The sequence below is a fragment of the Shewanella oneidensis MR-1 genome (assembly GCF_000146165.2).
Classification (GTDB): Bacteria; Pseudomonadota; Gammaproteobacteria; order Enterobacterales; family Shewanellaceae; genus Shewanella; species Shewanella oneidensis.
Genome location: NC_004347.2, coordinates 1,914,179 through 1,932,993, shown reverse-complemented (window position 1 = coordinate 1,932,993; position 18,815 = coordinate 1,914,179). Strand labels below are relative to the sequence as shown.

Sequence of the window (18,815 nt, the reverse complement as noted above, 5' to 3'; positions counted from 1 at the left end):
CCTAAAAAGTATCGTGTTTTATATTGATATTGAATTTAATGCGTTAAGACTTTTCGAAGCTTCTAGCTTCAAAAACTGACGATACTATAGGGAACAAAGGTTACAAATTGGCTACATGCAAGTTGCAACTTAAGACGGATATTTATGCAAAAAAAGTAGCGGATTGGACTAGGAAAATAGTGAAAGATGGCTAGGGCGTGTTGACGCTTCGAGATTAGATTTTGTGCATTGTGGAAAGCCCGCGCTCGTAAAACGAGGAGTAACGTGTCGTTATTCTTATCAGATAACGAGCGGAACTTATAAAGATCGTAAGATAACGGACTAACCAAATGACCTAGTGGGCACCAACAATTCCCTGACGCATCAACACGTTTCTAATAGCGACTAGCCATCTTTCCAACGTTCAAAGTCGTTGCAGCTTTTCATCAAGCAAGCTCACGAGTAATAACTCTCCCCGCTCGTTAACCCGAAACTCACCGTATTTTGCTTGGCTGAAGTGTTCTGCTTGACCCTCTTCAAAGAAAAAACTATTAGAGGCAAGCTTAACGTCATGATTACGAATGCGAAAATTGACTTTCAACTGTTCAGTTGTCAAAGGTTGAGCATGATAAATATCAACAAAATGCGCCACTTGTTGAGAGTCAACAGCCAATAGGAGTTGCCCTTCTAACATTCCATCAGGCAAAACTAACCACACCTCCTGTGCAATGGCATATTCTAAAGTCATATAGTCCCCCTGCATAATGGAGCGGGGGTCCACAGGCGCTAACGCAAAACGCACAATTTTGCCCTCTTGTAGCAACTGCTCAAATTGAGCAATGCGCCAATTCACCGTGATAAGTAGCGCTGCTATCGTAAAAACCACCAAAACTAATGCTCTTCTTTGCCAGCGAGCTAAAAGGAAACTTGTCTTAGCCATTATGCTTGCTCCTTTAGCTCGGCAGATGTTTCTGTCATGGGAAAATAACGCCACATAACGACTCGAGCGCAAAGGAGCAGCAGCCCTAATCCCATCAAATACAGCGATTTGAGCATAAGCGTTGTCTCTAAGGAATAATAATAGCCACTCACAAACACTAGCCCTGAGCCAATCCCAATGCCTTTTAGCCACACTTCGTGAGTATAATGACCCAATAAAATCAGTAGCACAGCTGTCGATAAGCCCTGCATAGGTAAGGACAACGCGGTGACGAGCACTAAGCCTAAAAACGTAAACAACACAGCGGGGGATGAGGGTTGAGTATGCCATTGTTTAAACAGGCTAAAAATTAAAAAGCCACAGATTGAGAACACGACAATCAAATGGATGGCGGTCATTCCCGACTGCCAACTGGATACAAATAACTCCTCGAAGATCCTATCCATACTGAATACACGCATAAGCTGAATGGTTAACAGCAGCGTGGCGGCACCAAAAACTAACATTCTCGCCCGCTGATAGTGGTATCCAGTACGATGGATATTTAATAACACCACACTCAGTAGCAATACCAACAACGTCGGTGTTAAGTTGAGTAAATGCCACTCAGCCAACAGCCCAGTTAAGCAAGCGCATAAACTAAATGCAAATACCCATTGCGCAACAGCGTGTTTAATGATTCCCCAAAGCAGCAGAAACAGCGCCGACATACACAAATACCAGATCAAACTGAACTCATAGCCAAGTAAATCAAACAATCCCCAACCAAATGCCATAGCGCCACTTAAGCAGGACGCAAACGCAAACTGTTGCAAAAAATGCTGTTGGCGTCCTCCCCAATATAAAGCAAGTCCTAATCCTAAATAGCTTGCGCCGGTAAAAAGTGCCGCCCCCCCTCAAGTCGCTCCGTCAAGGCATAAAAAACCGACACCATAAACCCCAATAAAAACCAGGCAGCAATCCAAGCCGCAAAGGCCTGCATCAAAGCGATATACCAAGGTAGTTCATGGGATTCGGGCAGTTCAGGTGAATTCACTTTGCCTTGTGCATATAACATCTCCCACAACGTTTGAGCTGACGAAGTCGATAAGGGCTTAATGTGTGAGGCGCCATTATCTTGAGTCGACGTATGTGGAAGCGTGTTCATGACGCGGCTCCTTGCTCATTGATTGCAGACATTTCGCTAGCGGCAACTTCGCTCTTAAACTGCCGATGCAATCGTCGCAACATTGAACTCAAACCAGTGCTGGCCAAAATAATGTAGAGTCCAATCAACAAAAACCCCCCTATAGGATCGCTATCTTTATATAGCAGTTCGGTGAGTAACGCCGCCCCGACAGCGATTAAACTAAAACCGCCCAATGCCAACGGGTAAACCTGTAATAATCTGTACCTGAACCACCAGAATCCAAAGATAAGATGGATTAAATACACCGCCCAAATGCCAAAAATAAACTTTTTATTATCAACGGTATCGAAAATCATCCAACAAATTAATAATGTAAAACACCCCATCGCCGCGAGAGAGCTTACATACTGCATAAGGGGCGCATGCCAACGCTTACTGGGCAAACTCCCCAAAAACACAAAGGCGTAATAAAAAGTAAGATTGAGTACTACGAAGATAAATAACCAGATCTGATCCCTTTCATCCAGCAGGTACGATGATGTATCGGCAAAAAGCCCAAGGCTTAAATTAACTAAACCGAGTAATAACAACCATAAACCATCGAAGCCTGCCACCCAAGCCAAGGGGATAATCGCTAAGGCCCAGAGCGCGAATAACTGCCAAGGATCGGCTCCCGTTTGGTAGGTTTGTCCCACCAGCGCTAAAAGCCCACCAATTAAGATGCTCGCCACCAACAGTGCCACATTCGCAAGTGTAGCCCCAAACATACTGTGGGAGGCTGAACTCTGCTGTTGCGACGAACCTCGATAATAAAGCCACACAAAACAAACAAGACTGAGCAAAAGTGCCACTTCGATCAGAGCAAATTTGCTTATTCGGTTGAGGGACTGCCAGTTATAGGCAAAAAAGAAGATAATTCCTGTCGCTAAGCTTAACGCTCCCGCCCACTGTAAAAGCTGAGCAATTAAGCTTCGCCAACTGGCGGCACTCGGTGGTGTGCAAACGTGGCGGTACAATTCATCTACCTGCGCCCGAGTGATATGTCCCTGATCCAGCCACTCATAAACTTGAGATGTAAGATTGCGCAATATGAAATCTCCCTATTTTGATATTAACTCACACAAAATACGCATTTAACCAACTTAAGTGCAATAATTAATTGTATTAACTTGTCTCACATCAAGATAAGCTTAAGACTTAATGATGAATGGGAGAACCTATGCGACTAGCCGTATTACTCAATTTGCTATTTTGCCTAGTGTTAAATTTATTCAGTGTTGCCACTGCAGATACATTATCCCCTGTGCAAGCAAAATCTGTTATTCGCGTTGGCGGTTATCAATTTGCCCCCTACGTCAATTTACAAAATGACGGTCGTTATACAGGCTTGACGCTGGATCTCATCAATGCCCTAAACCAAATTCAGCAAGAAATCAGCTTTGAGTTCGTATCCACCAGCATAGAACACAGATATAAAGCCTACGCAGCGGGAAGATTTGAGATGATCATGTTTGAAAGTCCACACTGGGGTTGGCAAAACCTCGATACCGGATTTATTCCCCTACATATCCATGATGGCGAAGCCTTCATCGCGTTAAAAGAAAAAGTAAAAGACTCACAGTTTTTTACTCACCTCAAGCAACGAACGCTGGCATTAGTTAAAGGCTACCACTATCGTTTTGCCAACTTCGAAACCGATCCCGCAATACTTGAAAAAAACTTTAATGTTATTTTTGTAAATAGCAATAAAGCATCAATTGAAACCGTGCTTCGAGAGCGTGCAGAAATTGCTCCTGTCACCATATCCTATCTCAATTTTTATCTAGCCTCAAATCCGCAAGATCAGCAACGACTCCATGTTTCAGAACAATGGGATCAGCACTATTATCACGGCGTATTATTAAACCCTCATTCGCGACTAAATACGAAGAAACTCAATTTTTGGCTACAGCAATTACAACAAAATGGCAAACTCGCAGAGCTCGTCCACCAATATGGATTGAAGCTCGCCACTCAAAACCCTAACGAAAAAAATAGCGCGAATTAGGGATTTGCTAAACACATTACGTTAAGGCTCCTAACAAAGCAAATAATGCAACAAACAAAAAAAGCAATGCCATTAGATACATACCAACACCGCTGTAGGGTGGGCTTAAAATTGCAATATAAAAATACCAAATAGCAAAAATGCCGTAATTAAGCCGTATAAAAAGTAACAAACTATAGGCGTACATACGAGGAACTTAGGCCTAAAGCACAGGCAAATATGCAGAGGCTAGAGGTGAAAAAAGCCAGCTTGACAATGGAATAAGCTGCGTACTATTTGCTTATTCCATTGACTCATACTTGCCTCCTTGGGGGAGCTGATAATCCTTAATCTTCCTTGCCATGAGTAATAAGTACAAATCATCAAGCTCAATAGCGCCGCCACCAATACACTTAGCTGCATGATGTTTACCCTCTTATAATGCTCCTCAAATTGAGAATAGAGCAACCACATTGCAGTCAATAACCTCAATTCGGGTTAAGAAATGAATCAATGCAATATACATTGCAAAATTCAAATCGTTACCCTCAAACTTGCGCTTTGCGCTGATAACAAGGCAAATTTACCCCGCAATAGCGAGCCTATTGTAAGTCAATTCAACGCAGTAAGCGGTGCAAAAACTATTTGAATAGTTTTATTATCCCGAGCGGAGGTTAAAGAGTAAGACCCGCTTCAACCTATTTGCATTTCACGATGTTGTAAATGAACTGAATCGAGTCGAGGTAATATTGTGCAAAAAATAAAGGAGCCTTATGGCTCCTTTATCATTGATTTATGTGCTATTTCAATGATGGCAATGCTCATCATGAACGTGATCATCATCGTCCATAAACTCATCGTCACCATCTTGGTGTTGCATCACGCCCCAACCATCCGTCATGCCACCAAACTCGGCCGCAAAATCATTGAGTATGGTTTCTTGTTCAACTAAATCATCGTATTCAGGCACCATATTGATGCATACAATAATTTCCCACTTGCCGAGCTCATCGTTCAAATTCAGCTCAACTTCACCTTCGAGATCCGAATTGGCTAATTCTTCAAGTGCAGTTCCAGCATCACGCTGATCATCAAATACTAAAAAGAAATCAACATCAAGGGCCTTAGTAAGATCAATACCCGCCTCTGCCATTGCGGCCAGCATTTTACCATTATCGTCGTCTGGAAATTGCATATCCTACTCCACAGTATCAGGCTTATTCAGCCGCAATGATTTGAACCGATTCACCGTTAAAGCTGACAATATCACCCGCCACGACTTTTTTACGTTTGCGAGTTTCCACTTCGCCATTGAGGGTAACCAAACCTTCATCAATAAAATGCTTCGCTTCGCCACCCGCATTAGACATGCCTTGTACCTTTAACACTTTGTACAATTCAATAAAATCTTCGCCTGGATGCAAAGCTAACTGATTAATTTGCGCCACTTAAACACGCCTCTAAAAATAAACCTGCGGCATTATAGCAGCATGTCCAAAGCGATGCAGATAATTTAACTTATCTTTGCCTTTCACCAGCGAGCAAGCCATAGGCACATTCATCAAGCCAGAGATCACCAATCTTAAACTGCTGGCGAAATACACCTTCAAGTTGAAAGCCACATTTTTCCATTACACGGGCAGAGGCAATATTGTCTTTGGCACAATAGCCAACAAACTTGTGCACCTTAAGACTCAAACAGGCCCAATCGATGACGGCCTGCAAACTTTCAGTCGCGTAGCCTTTGCCGTGACTGGTGCGCGCCAGTAAGTAGCCAACTTCAGCACGTTGTTCCTCAAGATGTTGACAATGAAAACCGGTTAACCCAATAAACTCATTAGTTTCAAGGGATTCAATCACTAGTGTTAACCAATCGCCAGAGGCATAACTCCATGTTTTGGCGCGCTGTTCGAACTTTTGATGGATCACTTCAACTGGTTCGGGTATTCGCACATAGCGATTAATGTCAGGATCGAGATGTAATGCTAAAAAATTTTCCCAATCATGATCTTGTAAACTGCGAATTCTTAATCTGTCGGTGTAAAGTTCAAGCATAACGGCTCCGATATGGCTGGACTCAAATAAAAAAAGCAGCCTAGGCTTAATGCCGTTCACTTAAGAGTGAACGGCATTTTTCTTTGATCTAACCGGAAACTTATTTTTGCTCATTTTAAGGATCCTTGGATAAGCCCTTTCCCGTTTACCATCCAATTTAAATTGTCGTGCATTGCGTTCTATATCCAATACGTCTCTGGGAACATTTCCCGGCGTTTGTGATGACAACTGTGTCAACTTGAAGATGATATGACTCGCTGCATCACGAAAACTCAGTTGATTGGGATGAACCGATGGTAAGCTTTTGGCCATCAGTAACATCTTGTATCTAATGAGATTGTAGGCCAGTAGCACCCCCCATAGCTCTTGGAACACCAGCTCAGGCAGTTGGCTGCGGAGCGTAAAACGGCTCTCCAGTAAATGTTGTTTCATCTCTCTGTAGCCCAGTTCGATTTCCCAACGATGGGCATATAAGTCGACGATGTCTTCACTTGGGTAACGCATTGGGTCTGTTAACGAGGTCAATATGGCGACTGACTTACCTTTCACCGTCTTAGTCAGTAAGCGCGCTTCAAGGGTGTCAGGGAGCTGCGGCCATTTCTTTCTTGCTTGAGGCGTGGTGGTGAGTTTCACCCACTGGTCATGTTTTCCCAGCGTTCTAACCACCTCATATTGAGTGCCTTTCTTCAATGGCAACAACCAGTGGCTATTAGGTTGTGCTTGCTGCCAAGCGTGCAGCAGGCCGAGCGAATAAAATCCTCGGTCAAATAGGGTTAGACTGTGATTGGGGATGCTAGAAATGAGCTGAGAGGCTAAGTTCATTTCATTTTCGACAACCGAATCAAAGGCGCTGTTGACCAACAAATGGCTGCTTAACTCCATCAGGCAAACCATGCGAATTTGCGGATAAGCCGCTTCGCCGGAAGCGTTGGCGGTTCGTCCAAAGGCTGCTTGATTTTGAACACTATCGGGTGTCCGCCACACCACACCATCGACGCCATACAGGTTCAGACCACACCAATGAGGGTGTTCGGCTCTCGCGTGCCAGGTATTCGCGCTACGGCTGAACACTTCTCGAACGACCTCACTGCCTAATCGTTTACGCGCCTGAGTCACGGCACTACGGGCAACATAATCAATCTCTTGCGGCAAAACAATGTCGAGTTTGTTGATGAGTGACCGAACAGACTCCCCTCGGAACAAGGCCATTCCGATAACGGCCCAAATCATCGCGTCCATCGGCAATTTGCGTCGTCTGAGAGTAGCAACGCCTTGTGAGTCTAAACAGGATTGAATTAACTCAGGCTCTAACACATCAGCGAGGCAGGTGAATTCGGTTAGGCGGGTAATATGAGTGCGAGCAAGTGCTTCTGAGAGTTGCATAAAAAATCCGATGACATGAGGTCATCGGATTTTGATCTTTTTAGCGAGATCGTCAAGCGATCTGTCTTAACTGATCGGCATTAAGCGATAAGCTGCCGTTTTCTAGGCAAGTTGGGATTTAACCGCGGCTTGTCACTTCGAGTAAATGGTAACCAAACTGTGTTTTTACTGGGCCTTGAACCACATTTAATGGCGCACTAAACACCACTTCATCAAACTCACGCACCATCATGCCGGGGCCAAATGAGCCTAATTCACCGCCTTGTGCACCGGATGGGCATGAAGAATGCGCGCGAGCTATTTGCGCAAAATCCGCACCGTCTAGAATTTGTTGCTTAAGCGCTTGGCATTGATCTTCGCTGCTCACTAACAAATGTCTTGCTGTCGCTTGAACCATAATAAAACTCCCTCAAAAACCTGAGACATTTGCCCCAAATATCATATGGTTCCCATTTATCACACTAAACGGGATGTGGATGTTGAGTATAAAAACATTCTGTTTAATTAAAAAGAGTTAAACAGTGCCGTTATCGATTTTATCATCCGATACATTAAGCCTTGTTTGCCGCAATCCAGCGGTCTATCTTCTGCTCCATGACCGCCATCGGTAACGAGCCAGACGTTAGGATCTGATCATGGAAGGCTTTTAGATCAAACTTATCGCCTAAGGCTTTTTCAGCACGCTCACGCAAAGCAAGAATTTTTAGCTGACCCACTTTGTAAGATAGCGCTTGACCAGGAATCGCCATATAACGCTCAACTTCGGCAACAATATCCGACTCTGCCATCGGGGAGTTGTCTTTCATATACTGAATGGCTTGCTCGCGGCTCCAACCTTTTGCATGTAATCCCGTATCCACGACCAGACGCATCGCCCGCAGCATTTCATCAGAGAGCTTACCGAAATACTGATAAGGATCGCTAAAGAGTCCCATCTCAATGCCTAAATACTCAGCATAAAGTGCCCAGCCCTCTTCAAACGCGGTATAACCACTAAAGCGTTGAAACTCAGGTACCCCCGTTAACTCCTGTTTAATGGCAATTTGAAAATGGTGACCAGGTGCAGCTTCATGCAAAGACAGCGTCGTCATGCCCCATTTAGGCTGCGCCTTTAAGTTGTAAGTGTTGATATAAAACACCCCAGGACGGCTTCCATCGACGGCTGGCGCCTCATAAGATGCTCCCGCGGCAGATTGTTCTCTGAAACTTTCAACGGGTTTAACGACGTAGTCCGCTTTGGGCATCACATTAAAATACTGTGGCAACACGAGGTTAATTTTATCTTTAAGCGCCATATAGCCATCAATTAAGCCTTGGCGATCGCTATAGAAGTATTGTGGCTCTGAGGATAATGACGCGAAAAAGGCTTTCAAATCACCTTTAAAACCAACCTGTTCACGCACCTTATCCATTTCAGAAAGAATTCGTGCAACTTCACTCAAACCAATTTGATGGATTTCATCCACTGGCATAGTGGTTGTAGTATGTGAATTTGCCAAATGTTGATACCAAGCTTTGCCATTAGGCAAACCAGACCAACCATCAGTCGCGCGGGACTTAGGCAAGTATGTCTGTTTAAAATAGTCACGAAGCCCAGTTAATGTCGGGACTAAACGCTCACTAATCATTGCCTGATAACTTGCAGTTAACTCAGCTTTATCTTGAGCTGAAAACCCTTCAGGGAAATGCGTAATCGGCGAGTAAAAAATACTTTGGCTGGCATCGGTCGTCAGCATAGCATCGAGCTGAGGAATGATACGCTCAACAAGAACCCGAGGAAGCACAACCTTGCTTGCAATCCCCTCATCCATACGGTGTTGAGCGAGTTTGATCCAATCAATGAAACCATTCACGCGCTGCTCCCAATTACGGTAGTCTTGAACCGTATTAAAAGGCTGAGCACTTTCACCACTTCCTAGCTGCACCATGGTAATAACAGTACTGTAAAATTGACTGATAGGCATAAAGCGTGAAGGATAGGTTTCATCGACTAACGCCATTTCACGGTCATAAACAAATAACGAATAACTTAATTGCAGATCCGCTGGTAACTCGTCAAGATCAATGGTCTTAACTTGTGCTAAATAGCGGGTATTTAGATCGTGGCGAGCCTTAAGATATTCTTCAGTTAAATCACCACCAAACTGAGTGTTGTAGTCATTGACGCCAACAAAGGTTGCGTATATCGGCTCTAGCTTCAAGTAGTCCTTAAAATAGCCATCGACGAGAGCGAGATAGCGCGACTCGGCGGTTTGCGTTTCAACTTGAGCCGCAGCAGCCGAAGTCGAACCGTCCTGTGCAACAACATTTGTTTCAGGCTTTGAGCAACCCTGTAAGGCTAGCGCTAAGGCCAGTGTTCCCGCTAATAAACTTAATTTCATCTTTTATATTTCTCCTTTTACGTCCGTGATAGCCAAACTCTTCCTATACTTAGTTCAAAGTCTGCTTACGGGATTAATCTATGATCTACTCATTTCGTAACTCAGGTTTTAGAGATCCAGAAACGGGCGTCTATAACCAAACTTATTTTATGGAAGTCTTTAACCGAGAATGGCATAGACATATACGAGAGCAGCAAAGCTTGGCGCTATTGTATCTGTGCCCCCACATTCATGAAACCGTAAAACAACCGCATTTACTCGAATTTTTTACTAAACAAGTACAAGAAGCCTTGCTACGAGCAACTGATTTAATTGCAAGATTGGATCACAACCATTTTGCTTTAGGATTATTCAATATTGATGAAGAAGGCACTGAAGTTGTTTTGAAGCGAATAGGACAACATATTCAAGACTTTAATCAAGAGTTTGGCAAAAATCATAAGCTTAAAATTGATTATAAACTCGCGGCTTGCCTCTGCTTGCCAACTCAGGAACAAAAAATTGAATCCATGTTTAATAATGTCTCTAAACTCTCACAGGAACTTGAGCGCAGTCCACAGCAATCACAAGCACTGATAAAACTACAATAAAGAAAAAGCCCCTTGCGGGGCTTTTTAGATCTGCATTGCAAATAATTTGAATTACAGCGTGACGTTATGCATACGGGCTTTCTCTTTGATGTAAGAGATATAGCTGTTTGCACTCTTCTCAGTCTTCTTATCCTTCGCCGCTAATACTGCACGGTTATAAGCAGACTTATACTGTTTCAAACTTAAATGAGCTAAAGCCAATTCAAAGTTTGCTTCACCAGGATGCTCAATACCTAAAGAGATGGCTTTTTCAAGCACTGGTATCGCTTCAGAGTATTTCTCTTCCAAGCTCAGTAAGCGACCTTGCTTTAAATAAAGCTTACCGTCATTGCTGATTGCAGCTGCTTTGCCATAAAGTTCAGCGGCTTCTTTAAACTCTTTCGCGTTTTGATAGAAGCCAGCCAAAATCTCATAGGACTTAACATCCTGCGTGATCAAGCCAGATTTCATGTGCTTCTCAAACACTTTTGCTGCTTGGTAAGGCGCACCTTTTTGAGCCATCAGCTGAGCTAAACGAGTAATGTTAGCTCCGGTATCTAAGAAACCATTACGGTATGCAAGATCGTAAGTTGCTAGAGCATTATCATAGTCTTCTATCATCAGATAAAACTGTGCTAATTGAACCCATAATCTGCCGTCATCAGGAAATAACGGCACCATGGTTTCTAACACACCAACGGCATTTTTATACTTCTTCTGGTTGAAGTATGACGTTAGCTTCATCTGATACAGACCTTTATCAGGAGATTCTGCGAGTGAAAGACCTTTATCAGCCACTTCAATCACTTTATCCCACTGTTTAAGTTCTGAATAAGCAATACCAATACGGCGATACATCTGAGAATCGGTTTTACAGGTGAATTCCATCCACTTGTAATAGTAAGGAATCGCTTCCTTGAACTGTTTCTCTTGTAACAGTAAATCGGCATAAAGGCGCAGTGTTGCAGCATGATCTGTTCCACCTAAAATATCCGCTTCAACCGCTTGTTTTAGGTACTTGATCGCCGTATCCATCTTGCCTTTTTCGGCATAGAAGTTACCGAGCATACGCCCAACATAGGCTTTATCGAAATCATTCTTTGGGTTTGCTTCTAACAGAATGGCAATCGCTTCATCAAGCTGACCATTTGAATAAGCTTCAAAGGATTTCTGCACCTTTTTCGCCGAACTTTCACCTACCGCTTTAGATTGGCGTGTATCTACTGCGCATTTTTCAGCAGCAATTGCCGAAGATACGGATAAACTACCACCACAAAGGGAAAGTAATAACGCAACTGCGATTTTATGAGCATTACGCATTATTAATTGCCTCCTTTCTCTAAAGTGAAGTCCAACTGTACGGTCATACCAGGCTGCTTAAGTGGCTTACCATCAACAATCTTTGGCTTGTATTTCCACTTATTCAGCGCACGGATGGCTTCTTTATCGAATAAACGCTTAGGTTCAGCTTGAATAACTTCTACGTCCTCAACACCACCTAACTCGTTAATGGTAAAGCGCAATTGTACCCAACCTTCTTTGCCATCACGTGCTGCTGCGATTGGATATTGTGGCTCGATACGAACGATTGGGGTCGCATCTCCGTCACGGCTCATCATATTACCCAGTTTGAAGCCACCGGCACTATGACCACCCGCTTCCACGCCCCCCATATTGAACGACATTGCCGTATCAATATTTGATGACGTTTCTGGCGGCGCAGCTTGAGGCTTCTCAGGCTGTGCTGGTGGTGGCGGAGGTTGAGGTACGACCCTTTGTTTGCTCTGCGCTTTTGAATCCTGTCTGTCCATGGTGATTTCAATCACTGGAGTCTCGGCTGAGGTTTCGGCGCGCTGTGCGCCGCCCCCGACCAGAAAAGCCATAAACCAGAACAATCCCAAAGTCACAGCAGCACCAATAATGATCGATACTAGTGCTCTTAACATATTAATCGTTCCCCGCAGATACCGAAATCTTATCTATACCGGCCGCTTTGACTTGGTCTAATACTTTAACCACTAAGCCATGAGTGGTATCTTTATCTGCTTGGATCATTACTGCCGCCTCTGGTGCTTCGGCGAGCATACGCTCAACGTTAGCTGTGACGCGTTCGATATCAACCTGACGGTTTTCCATCATAATGATCCCATTCTTACTGACACCAATAAAAATGTTAGAAGATGGTTTCGAAGTCGCTTGTGAGGCCTTAGGTTTGTTGTAATCCAAACCAGATGGCTTTACAAATGACGTTGTCACAATGAAGAAGATCAACATAATGAACACGATGTCGAGCATCGGTGTCATGTCAATTTGCGCTTCCTCATCTACACTGGAATGCTTTTTACGTGCCATGTTCAATCTCTCTCTAGTGGTGCGGCATGCGGTCTTTTAGCTTTTCTAACCGGATTTTCATTTGTTGATCAAGCCGAGTACTAACAAACACCCCGGACAAGGCTGCCACCATTCCCGCCATTGTAGGCATGGTAGCCATGGAAATACCGGCCGCCATTAAACGAGCATTACTCGTCCCCTGAACTGCCATCACATCGAACACTGAAATCATACCGGTAACGGTACCTAACAAACCTATCATAGGACAAATAGCTACTAAGGTTTTAATCATCAGCATGCGATCGTTCAACTCTTGACTAGCTTGGGACACCCAAGCTTCACGGATACGGTGTGCGTACCAAGAGGTGGTTTCCTCTCTTGCATCCCATGCAGCGATGATAGCTCGATGTTTTTTTGGTGAAATCCACTTAAGGTACCAATAACGCTCGATCATCAAAGCCCACATGACGAACAATACAAACGCAACCAGCCAAAGGACGTTTCCTCCAGCGGCCATGAAGCCCCTGACGGAATCCCATATGTCCATCAGGTATAGCATCATTAGTCAGCCCTCTTCTCAGCATGCGCTGCGATGATGCCAGCACTTTGCTCTTCCAGAATCTGGGTAATTGATTTACTACGCGCAACTAACATTGCATGCAATAACATCAGAGGCAGTGCCGCAACCAAACCTTGAACTGTTGTAACCAATGCCATAGAGATACCGCCAGCCATCAGTTTTGGATCGCCAGTACCGAACAATTGGATACTTTGGAAGGTTGCAATCATACCTGTTACTGTACCTAACAGACCTAACATAGGACCGATAGCAGCAATCACTTTTAGAATTGGAATACGCGCTTCTAATGCTGGTGTTTCTTTTAGAATGGCTTCATCCAATTTCAACTCCAATGTTTCAACATCAACATCTTTGTTTTCATGGTAAACCTTCAAGATACGACCAAGTGCGTTATTACCTGGTTTATCAACGTTCTTCGCTTGATTTTTCACTTTTGCGCCAATAACCGCCAGCACAATGAAACGCTCAGCAGCAATTAATAAGCCAAGTGCCAACAATACTAAGATGATATAACCAATCGTACCGCCTGATTCTAAACGATCTTCAAAGCTGGCTTTGTTAGTGTAAATGTTCAGCAATACACCACGAGCAGGGTCGATATAGAATGGAGCTGTACCAGAAGTGATTTGCTCCCACTTCTTGACTGAGCTAACTTGATAACCTTCAGGTTGAATCGACAGTTCTTGTACTAGATTTAACTCTGGATTAAATACAACATATTTACCTTCTGCAGTTAAGTTGTAAGCTCCCACACGGTGGATAGTAGTGGTCTTAACCGAACCGTCAATCGCAGTCACAGAACCTTGAAATTTAACCACTTTGCCAGATTCAGCCATTTCAAACAGCTGCTCCTGCCAAAACTTTTCTAGTTCTTCAATTTTCGGTAATTGCTTACGCGCACCTAAATCAGCAATAAATTTGTCACGATTTGGGTATTGAGCACTTACGTTTGAACTCGCTAATTTACCAGCGAAATCGCCCGCTTCACCTTTAACGACACCAAACATTTCACCCAAGTCACCTTGAGCGGTTTTTAGATCTTCTTCTAACTGAGCGATTTTACGCTCGTTATCTAAGAAAGCTTGGTTCAGGTCTTTACCGCGTTGTTTTTCCGCCGCTAACGCATCTTTTTCACGCTTTAACAGAGCAGCTTTATCACCACGCTCAGCTTGGAACTCTTGTTCACGTTTGCTATTAACTTTACCTTCAGCAGCGCGATCAACTTTAACTTGCTGCAATAATTGGTCGATGGTCTTAGGCGCATCAGCAGCGCTAACCATACCAGCAGTTAAAGAAAAACTTGCAGCTAATACAGCTGTAGTAATTAACTTCTTCATTATTGTGCAGTCTCCGCAGCAGGAATTGGTAATGCGAATAGATCTAGAGCGCCTTGTTTACGGGCAATGCGGATACCTTTTGTCAGTTCACGCAAGTAGCTGTCTTCTAACTTGTCCCAACCCTTAGTTTGTGGGTTGTACATCCAGCCTGTCTTTTGATCTAAGCTTTGTGCATAAAGAGCAACACGACCTAAGTTGAAGAAGTCAACTAATACTTCTTTACCATCAACGCTTAATGATCCTTGGTTAACATCTACAGCACTACCATAGTCACGCTCGATACTGTATGCATCAAGGATCAAACGGTACTTTTCAGCTAAAGTCACTTCAGCTGTGTTTAACAGTCTTTTTAACTCTTTTACGCGGTTAGCGCGTACTTCAGAGTTGAATGGTAAATCTAATTGAACGAACTGCTCTAAAGACTCAACCATTTTAAACATTAAAGGCACAACACCCTGACGCAGCTTATCTACGCCATTAATGTCGTTTTGAATCGCGTCCATAGACTTTTGCTGGTCAGCGACTAAGCTGGCAACATAATCGTTATAGGACTTCAGTGACTCACGCTCATCAGCAACAGAACCATACTCAAAAAGCATGTCTTGCGCTTGATCGAAATACTTATCAACGTTCTTTTGCGACGCAGCAGCATCAGCATGGATCATACTATCCGCTTTTTGCGCGTCGGTAAGAGGATCTGCAACCACTAAGTTGCTGCTCGCTAATGCCAGCACGCCAACAAGTGCAGTAGCGATTTTTGTTCTATTGCTTACCTTGGACATAGTTCCCAACCAATTTGAAGTGAATAAAAAGTTAACTTACAAGCAACATCACTTTAATCAAGACTTACTTTAGGAAATGCTTACCGTAAGTTCATCTTTCTCTTGTGATTCTTAGTTTTGTCTTCCCTTTCCTACACCCTTACAGGGTGTAGACCCGTTGGCATCATTCCACAAAATGTTGACCTATGTCAACATTCAGAACATGTAAAAAACGAGTGTAAAGGGGTCTTAGTTATGAATTTTTTTTCGAAAGGCGTTTTTTTAAACAAACGTCATAATTTGGTGGATAACAGATAAAAATGCTCGTCACCTACAGCAGTACAAACAATTAAAGTTGTTAAAAGTTGTACGACCTAATTATCGCGAATTTGAAACTGCGTTAAATTGAAGATCAACCATTGTTATCCGAAGGCAATATATATGTGCTATAGCAAAAATAAGGCTGAACATAATGAAAAAAGCCGAACACTTTTCAGCATTCGGCTTTATTTCAACTAAGCGGTTCTACGATTAGAACTTGGTTGTTGCACGTAAATAGATAAAGCGATCCATATTCACATCATACTCTGTAACAGAGAAGTTGTTGCTAGAAAGCGCTTCGTTATTAGTTGGGCCTTCAGCCTGCGGCTCTGTTGCGAACAAGTTATTGATACCTAAAGAAACCTTAGTGTTATAGTCTTCAATGTTATAACCAACAGATACGTTATGAACCATATAAGCACTGAATGTCTCTCTATAACCATTGTCTTTATAGAAGTCATAATTGGCTGGATCATTAGCATAAAAATCACTGGTCAACTCACCAACATAACGCATTTTCCAATGTGCATCCCAATCACCCATTGCCCAATCAATGTTTAAACTACCTTTGAGTTCAGGGAAACCACCATCACCATACTGAATACCTGCACGATCTTCTCCGTCAAACTCATTACCAAGAACATAAGCCAGATCAAGTGAAGTTTTGAATGAACCAAATGATGTTTCAGGGAATCGATATGCTGTGAAGAAGTCGATACCTTCAACTTCATATGTGCCAGCATTTTGGAGGAAGTTACGTAAATCAACAATATTACCTAAACTATCACGGTCAATCTTATCGCAAGAGGAAACCTTATCTCCAGTAGCACACTCACGAGCAATAGTGGTATGTCCATAACGGCCAATTGCATCTTCAACCTTGATGTTATAATAATCAACGGTAAATTCTGCCCCCTCTAACCAAGATGGGTTATACACTGTACCAAAAGTGTATGACTCTGAAGTTTCAGGTTTTAAATCGGGTGATGAAACCTGAGAAATCCGAATTTGCGTGTTGGCTTGACGATAGCCATCAGGCACACCAGCACATCCTGGTAAACCTGAAATATTAAGTACATTACCTTTAGAATCTCTTGTATTACAAGGATCATTCCAAGTTGGGTAAGAATCTGCGCTACCCGCATATAAATCAGAAATAGATGGAGCACGGTAACCCTGAGCCCATGTACCACGTAACAACATATCATCCATTGGGCGGAATTCAGCGCCCACTTTACCCGTAGTATTGTTACCATAGGCATCGTGGTCAGAAACTCGAACAGCCGGCGTAATTAATAAGCTTTCTATTACAGGAATCGCTAATTCAGCATAAGCTTCATCCAAACGGAAGCCACCAGAAGTCGCATCGCGTTGGTTACCAGAAGACTCACCTGTTACAGTTAATGGATCTGGCGTATCAAAACCAGATTCTTCACGACGTTCAAGTCCGAAAGCTAAACCAACAGGACCCGCAGGTAAGTCAAATAGGTCACCCGCGATGTTAAATGTATAATCTTTCATCGTTAAACCTGAACGGCTAACGCTATCGAAAGTAATATAATCAACCATATCTTGAGTTACGGAACCCGGACCGCCAAACAGGTTTAAGGCCACACAACCATTGCTTGCATTACAGTTATCACCTAATGCTTGATTGATACGCGTTAAATTGAGTAGACCTGTGGTCAACACGTCTTGGTTATTTTGGCCGTAGATGTAGCTCGCAGTCCAACTCCAGTTATCATTGATATTGCCTTCAAGACCAACCATTGCACGATAGGTGGTATCGTTCTGATTGTATTGACGAGAACCGGCCTCAACCATACGGCGCTGTAAAGCATAAGGCACATACCCAACAGGTTTACCATTAGCAACCGCGCGTGCACTATCACCATAGAGTGTTTCACCAAATGGGTTATAGATATTATTTCCACCAATATCCACACGACTTGCAGCAGCGCCAAATGAGGCGCCTAATGTCAGAGGCATAGGCGCTAATTCTTGAGATGACTTACGGTTGGTCATCATAAAGTCAGAAACAACTCTTAAGTTGTCCGAAATATCATAAAAACCCTGAACATAGAAAGAGTTACGGTTTTGCGGTGTAGATAGATAGTTATCAGGGGCAAAGTTATAAACATCGCTACCGGTACGCGGACGGAATTGATCCATGCCAACATTGGCGCCAGTTCCTTCTTTAGACATATAGTCGTAAATACCAGAACTGTTTGGTTTACCAATAGCAGCTAATGCATCTTGGTTAGCTTGATTCAGTTGCGAGCCCTTAACGCGGATACGAGTGTTATCCGCAGTAGAACTGTAACCAGTATCAGAAATATCACGGTCACCAGCCCAAATAGGTTGCTGAGTCACGTGGGCCATGTTGAATAATAAGCCACCTTTTTCAGATACTGAACCAACAGTAAAATCAGCGGTGTATTGGCGACCATCGTCATATTTAGCGTTTTGTCCGCCATAGACAGAAACTTCAACACCTTCAAAGTTTTTGCGAGTAATAATGTTAACAACACCCGCAATAGCGTCAGAACCGTAAACCGCTGAAGCACCATCTTTTAATACATCGATGCGCTCAATTGTTGATGTAGGAATTGTGTTTAAGTCAACCGTTGAACCTAAAGAAGATATCCAGCGCTTACCATTCACTAACACCAGTAGACGTTGAGACCCAAGGTTACGCAGGTCCATGTTAGTAGAACCGTCACCACCATTGTTGAAAGCAGTGTTTAGTGCAGAACCTGCAGCTGGAATTGTTTGTAAGATATCACCAACACTAATCATACCTGTGGCTTCAATCTCATCTCTATTCATCGAAAGAACAGGACTTGCCGCTTCCATATCGGTACGCTTGATACGTGAACCCGTTACTTCAATACGCTCTACTTTTTTATCAGCACCAGCTTCATCAGCAGCCATGACTAATGGCACATTTAATGCAGTTGCAGCTACACCACCAATCAATGCGAAACGCACAGATTTGGCTAATAAGTTATTCTTATGCATTG

The 18,815-nt window shown here is 43.3% G+C and carries 18 protein-coding genes and 1 pseudogene; 2 read left to right on the top strand and 17 right to left on the bottom strand.

Annotated elements, in window-relative coordinates; genetic code table 11:
* Nucleotides 1-403: 403 nt before the first annotated feature.
* The 4 genes and pseudogenes from SO_RS08470 to SO_RS08460 form a co-directional block, all read right to left on the bottom strand.
* On the bottom strand, nt 404-919 hold the full coding sequence (locus SO_RS08470) for a GDYXXLXY domain-containing protein (protein ID WP_011071958.1): 516 nt from the start codon (nt 917-919) through the stop codon (nt 404-406).
* A pseudogene (locus tag SO_RS08465) lies at nt 919-1,752 on the bottom strand (DUF4401 domain-containing protein); the annotation flags it as partial. The pseudogene SO_RS08465 and the gene SO_RS08470, both read right to left, overlap by 1 nt.
* A 26-nt stretch (nt 1,753-1,778) precedes the next feature.
* Nucleotides 1,779-2,066, bottom strand: coding sequence for a hypothetical protein (locus tag SO_RS23190; RefSeq protein WP_238560567.1), 288 nt, complete (start codon nt 2,064-2,066; stop codon nt 1,779-1,781).
* Entirely contained in the window at nt 2,063-3,136 is a 1,074-nt protein-coding gene (locus SO_RS08460) for a DUF2157 domain-containing protein (protein ID WP_011071957.1), read from the bottom strand. Before SO_RS08460 ends, SO_RS23190 begins: the two co-directional genes overlap by 4 nt.
* Before the next feature lie 131 nt (nt 3,137-3,267).
* Between SO_RS08460 and SO_RS08455 the strand changes: the two genes are divergently transcribed.
* Nucleotides 3,268-4,095: a substrate-binding periplasmic protein gene (locus tag SO_RS08455; RefSeq protein WP_011071956.1), complete on the top strand. Its 828-nt coding sequence runs from the start codon at nt 3,268-3,270 to the stop codon at nt 4,093-4,095.
* A gap of 784 nt (nt 4,096-4,879) precedes the next feature.
* On the opposite strand, the gene SO_RS08450 is transcribed toward SO_RS08455, so the two are convergent.
* The 6 genes from SO_RS08450 to SO_RS08425 all read right to left on the bottom strand — a co-directional run bounded on the left by SO_RS08450 (nt 4,880) and on the right by SO_RS08425 (nt 9,893).
* Entirely contained in the window at nt 4,880-5,269 is a 390-nt protein-coding gene (locus SO_RS08450) for a ribonuclease E inhibitor RraB (protein ID WP_011071955.1), read from the bottom strand.
* A gap of 22 nt (nt 5,270-5,291) precedes the next feature.
* Nucleotides 5,292-5,522 (bottom strand): RNA-binding S4 domain-containing protein, encoded by a 231-nt coding sequence (locus tag SO_RS08445; RefSeq protein ID WP_011071954.1) that lies wholly within the window; start codon nt 5,520-5,522, stop codon nt 5,292-5,294.
* Nucleotides 5,523-5,592: 70 nt separating this feature from the next.
* On the bottom strand, nt 5,593-6,129 hold the full coding sequence (locus tag SO_RS08440; protein WP_011071953.1) for a GNAT family N-acetyltransferase: 537 nt from the start codon (nt 6,127-6,129) through the stop codon (nt 5,593-5,595).
* Nucleotides 6,130-6,189: 60 nt separating this feature from the next.
* Nucleotides 6,190-7,512 (bottom strand): IS4-like element ISSod7 family transposase, encoded by a 1,323-nt coding sequence (locus SO_RS08435; protein ID WP_011071337.1) that lies wholly within the window; start codon nt 7,510-7,512, stop codon nt 6,190-6,192.
* 118 nt (nt 7,513-7,630) lie between these two features.
* Nucleotides 7,631-7,909, bottom strand: coding sequence for a peptidylprolyl isomerase (locus SO_RS08430; protein ID WP_011071952.1), 279 nt, complete (start codon nt 7,907-7,909; stop codon nt 7,631-7,633).
* Nucleotides 7,910-8,063: 154 nt separating this feature from the next.
* Nucleotides 8,064-9,893: a DUF885 domain-containing protein gene (locus SO_RS08425; protein WP_011071951.1), complete on the bottom strand. Its 1,830-nt coding sequence runs from the start codon at nt 9,891-9,893 to the stop codon at nt 8,064-8,066.
* A gap of 80 nt (nt 9,894-9,973) precedes the next feature.
* On the opposite strand from SO_RS08425, the gene SO_RS08420 reads away from it, so the two are divergent.
* Nucleotides 9,974-10,483: a diguanylate cyclase domain-containing protein gene (locus tag SO_RS08420; RefSeq protein WP_011071950.1), complete on the top strand. Its 510-nt coding sequence runs from the start codon at nt 9,974-9,976 to the stop codon at nt 10,481-10,483.
* A 51-nt stretch (nt 10,484-10,534) separates the two neighbouring features.
* Here SO_RS08420 and SO_RS08415 read toward each other — a convergent pair whose 3' ends face one another.
* From SO_RS08415 to SO_RS08385, 7 genes are all read right to left on the bottom strand, one after another.
* Nucleotides 10,535-11,782 (bottom strand): tetratricopeptide repeat protein, encoded by a 1,248-nt coding sequence (locus SO_RS08415; protein WP_011071949.1) that lies wholly within the window; start codon nt 11,780-11,782, stop codon nt 10,535-10,537.
* A 2-nt stretch (nt 11,783-11,784) separates the two neighbouring features.
* Entirely contained in the window at nt 11,785-12,408 is a 624-nt protein-coding gene (locus tag SO_RS08410) for an energy transducer TonB (protein WP_011071948.1), read from the bottom strand.
* Nucleotide 12,409: 1 nt separating this feature from the next.
* Nucleotides 12,410-12,814: an ExbD/TolR family protein gene (locus tag SO_RS08405; protein WP_011071947.1), complete on the bottom strand. Its 405-nt coding sequence runs from the start codon at nt 12,812-12,814 to the stop codon at nt 12,410-12,412.
* 13 nt (nt 12,815-12,827) lie between these two features.
* Nucleotides 12,828-13,355 (bottom strand): MotA/TolQ/ExbB proton channel family protein, encoded by a 528-nt coding sequence (locus SO_RS08400; protein ID WP_011071946.1) that lies wholly within the window; start codon nt 13,353-13,355, stop codon nt 12,828-12,830.
* Entirely contained in the window at nt 13,355-14,710 is a 1,356-nt protein-coding gene (locus SO_RS08395; RefSeq protein WP_011071945.1) for a MotA/TolQ/ExbB proton channel family protein, read from the bottom strand. The genes SO_RS08400 and SO_RS08395 overlap by 1 nt, the downstream gene beginning before the upstream one ends.
* On the bottom strand, nt 14,710-15,492 hold the full coding sequence (locus SO_RS08390; RefSeq protein WP_011071944.1) for a DUF3450 domain-containing protein: 783 nt from the start codon (nt 15,490-15,492) through the stop codon (nt 14,710-14,712). Before SO_RS08390 ends, SO_RS08395 begins: the two co-directional genes overlap by 1 nt.
* 510 nt (nt 15,493-16,002) lie before the next feature.
* Complete coding sequence (locus SO_RS08385; RefSeq protein WP_011071943.1) at nt 16,003-18,813, bottom strand: TonB-dependent receptor plug domain-containing protein; 2,811 nt, start codon at nt 18,811-18,813, stop codon at nt 16,003-16,005.
* Nucleotides 18,814-18,815 lie beyond the last annotated feature (2 nt).

Coding starts and splice junctions, on each gene's coding strand:
- SO_RS08470 (WP_011071958.1), bottom strand. CDS start 919: ATGGCTAAGACAAGTTTCCTTTTAGCTCGCTGGCAAAGAAGAGCATTA.
- SO_RS23190 (WP_238560567.1), bottom strand. CDS start 2,066: ATGAACACGCTTCCACATACGTCGACTCAAGATAATGGCGCCTCACAC.
- SO_RS08455 (WP_011071956.1), top strand. CDS start 3,268: ATGCGACTAGCCGTATTACTCAATTTGCTATTTTGCCTAGTGTTAAAT.
- SO_RS08450 (WP_011071955.1), bottom strand. CDS start 5,269: ATGCAATTTCCAGACGACGATAATGGTAAAATGCTGGCCGCAATGGCA.
- SO_RS08440 (WP_011071953.1), bottom strand. CDS start 6,129: ATGCTTGAACTTTACACCGACAGATTAAGAATTCGCAGTTTACAAGAT.
- SO_RS08435 (WP_011071337.1), bottom strand. CDS start 7,512: ATGCAACTCTCAGAAGCACTTGCTCGCACTCATATTACCCGCCTAACC.
- SO_RS08430 (WP_011071952.1), bottom strand. CDS start 7,909: ATGGTTCAAGCGACAGCAAGACATTTGTTAGTGAGCAGCGAAGATCAA.
- SO_RS08425 (WP_011071951.1), bottom strand. CDS start 9,893: ATGAAATTAAGTTTATTAGCGGGAACACTGGCCTTAGCGCTAGCCTTA.
- SO_RS08420 (WP_011071950.1), top strand. CDS start 9,974: ATGATCTACTCATTTCGTAACTCAGGTTTTAGAGATCCAGAAACGGGC.
- SO_RS08415 (WP_011071949.1), bottom strand. CDS start 11,782: ATGCGTAATGCTCATAAAATCGCAGTTGCGTTATTACTTTCCCTTTGT.
- SO_RS08410 (WP_011071948.1), bottom strand. CDS start 12,408: ATGTTAAGAGCACTAGTATCGATCATTATTGGTGCTGCTGTGACTTTG.
- SO_RS08405 (WP_011071947.1), bottom strand. CDS start 12,814: ATGGCACGTAAAAAGCATTCCAGTGTAGATGAGGAAGCGCAAATTGAC.
- SO_RS08400 (WP_011071946.1), bottom strand. CDS start 13,355: ATGATGCTATACCTGATGGACATATGGGATTCCGTCAGGGGCTTCATG.
- SO_RS08395 (WP_011071945.1), bottom strand. CDS start 14,710: ATGAAGAAGTTAATTACTACAGCTGTATTAGCTGCAAGTTTTTCTTTA.
- SO_RS08390 (WP_011071944.1), bottom strand. CDS start 15,492: ATGTCCAAGGTAAGCAATAGAACAAAAATCGCTACTGCACTTGTTGGC.
- SO_RS08385 (WP_011071943.1), bottom strand. CDS start 18,813: ATGCATAAGAATAACTTATTAGCCAAATCTGTGCGTTTCGCATTGATT.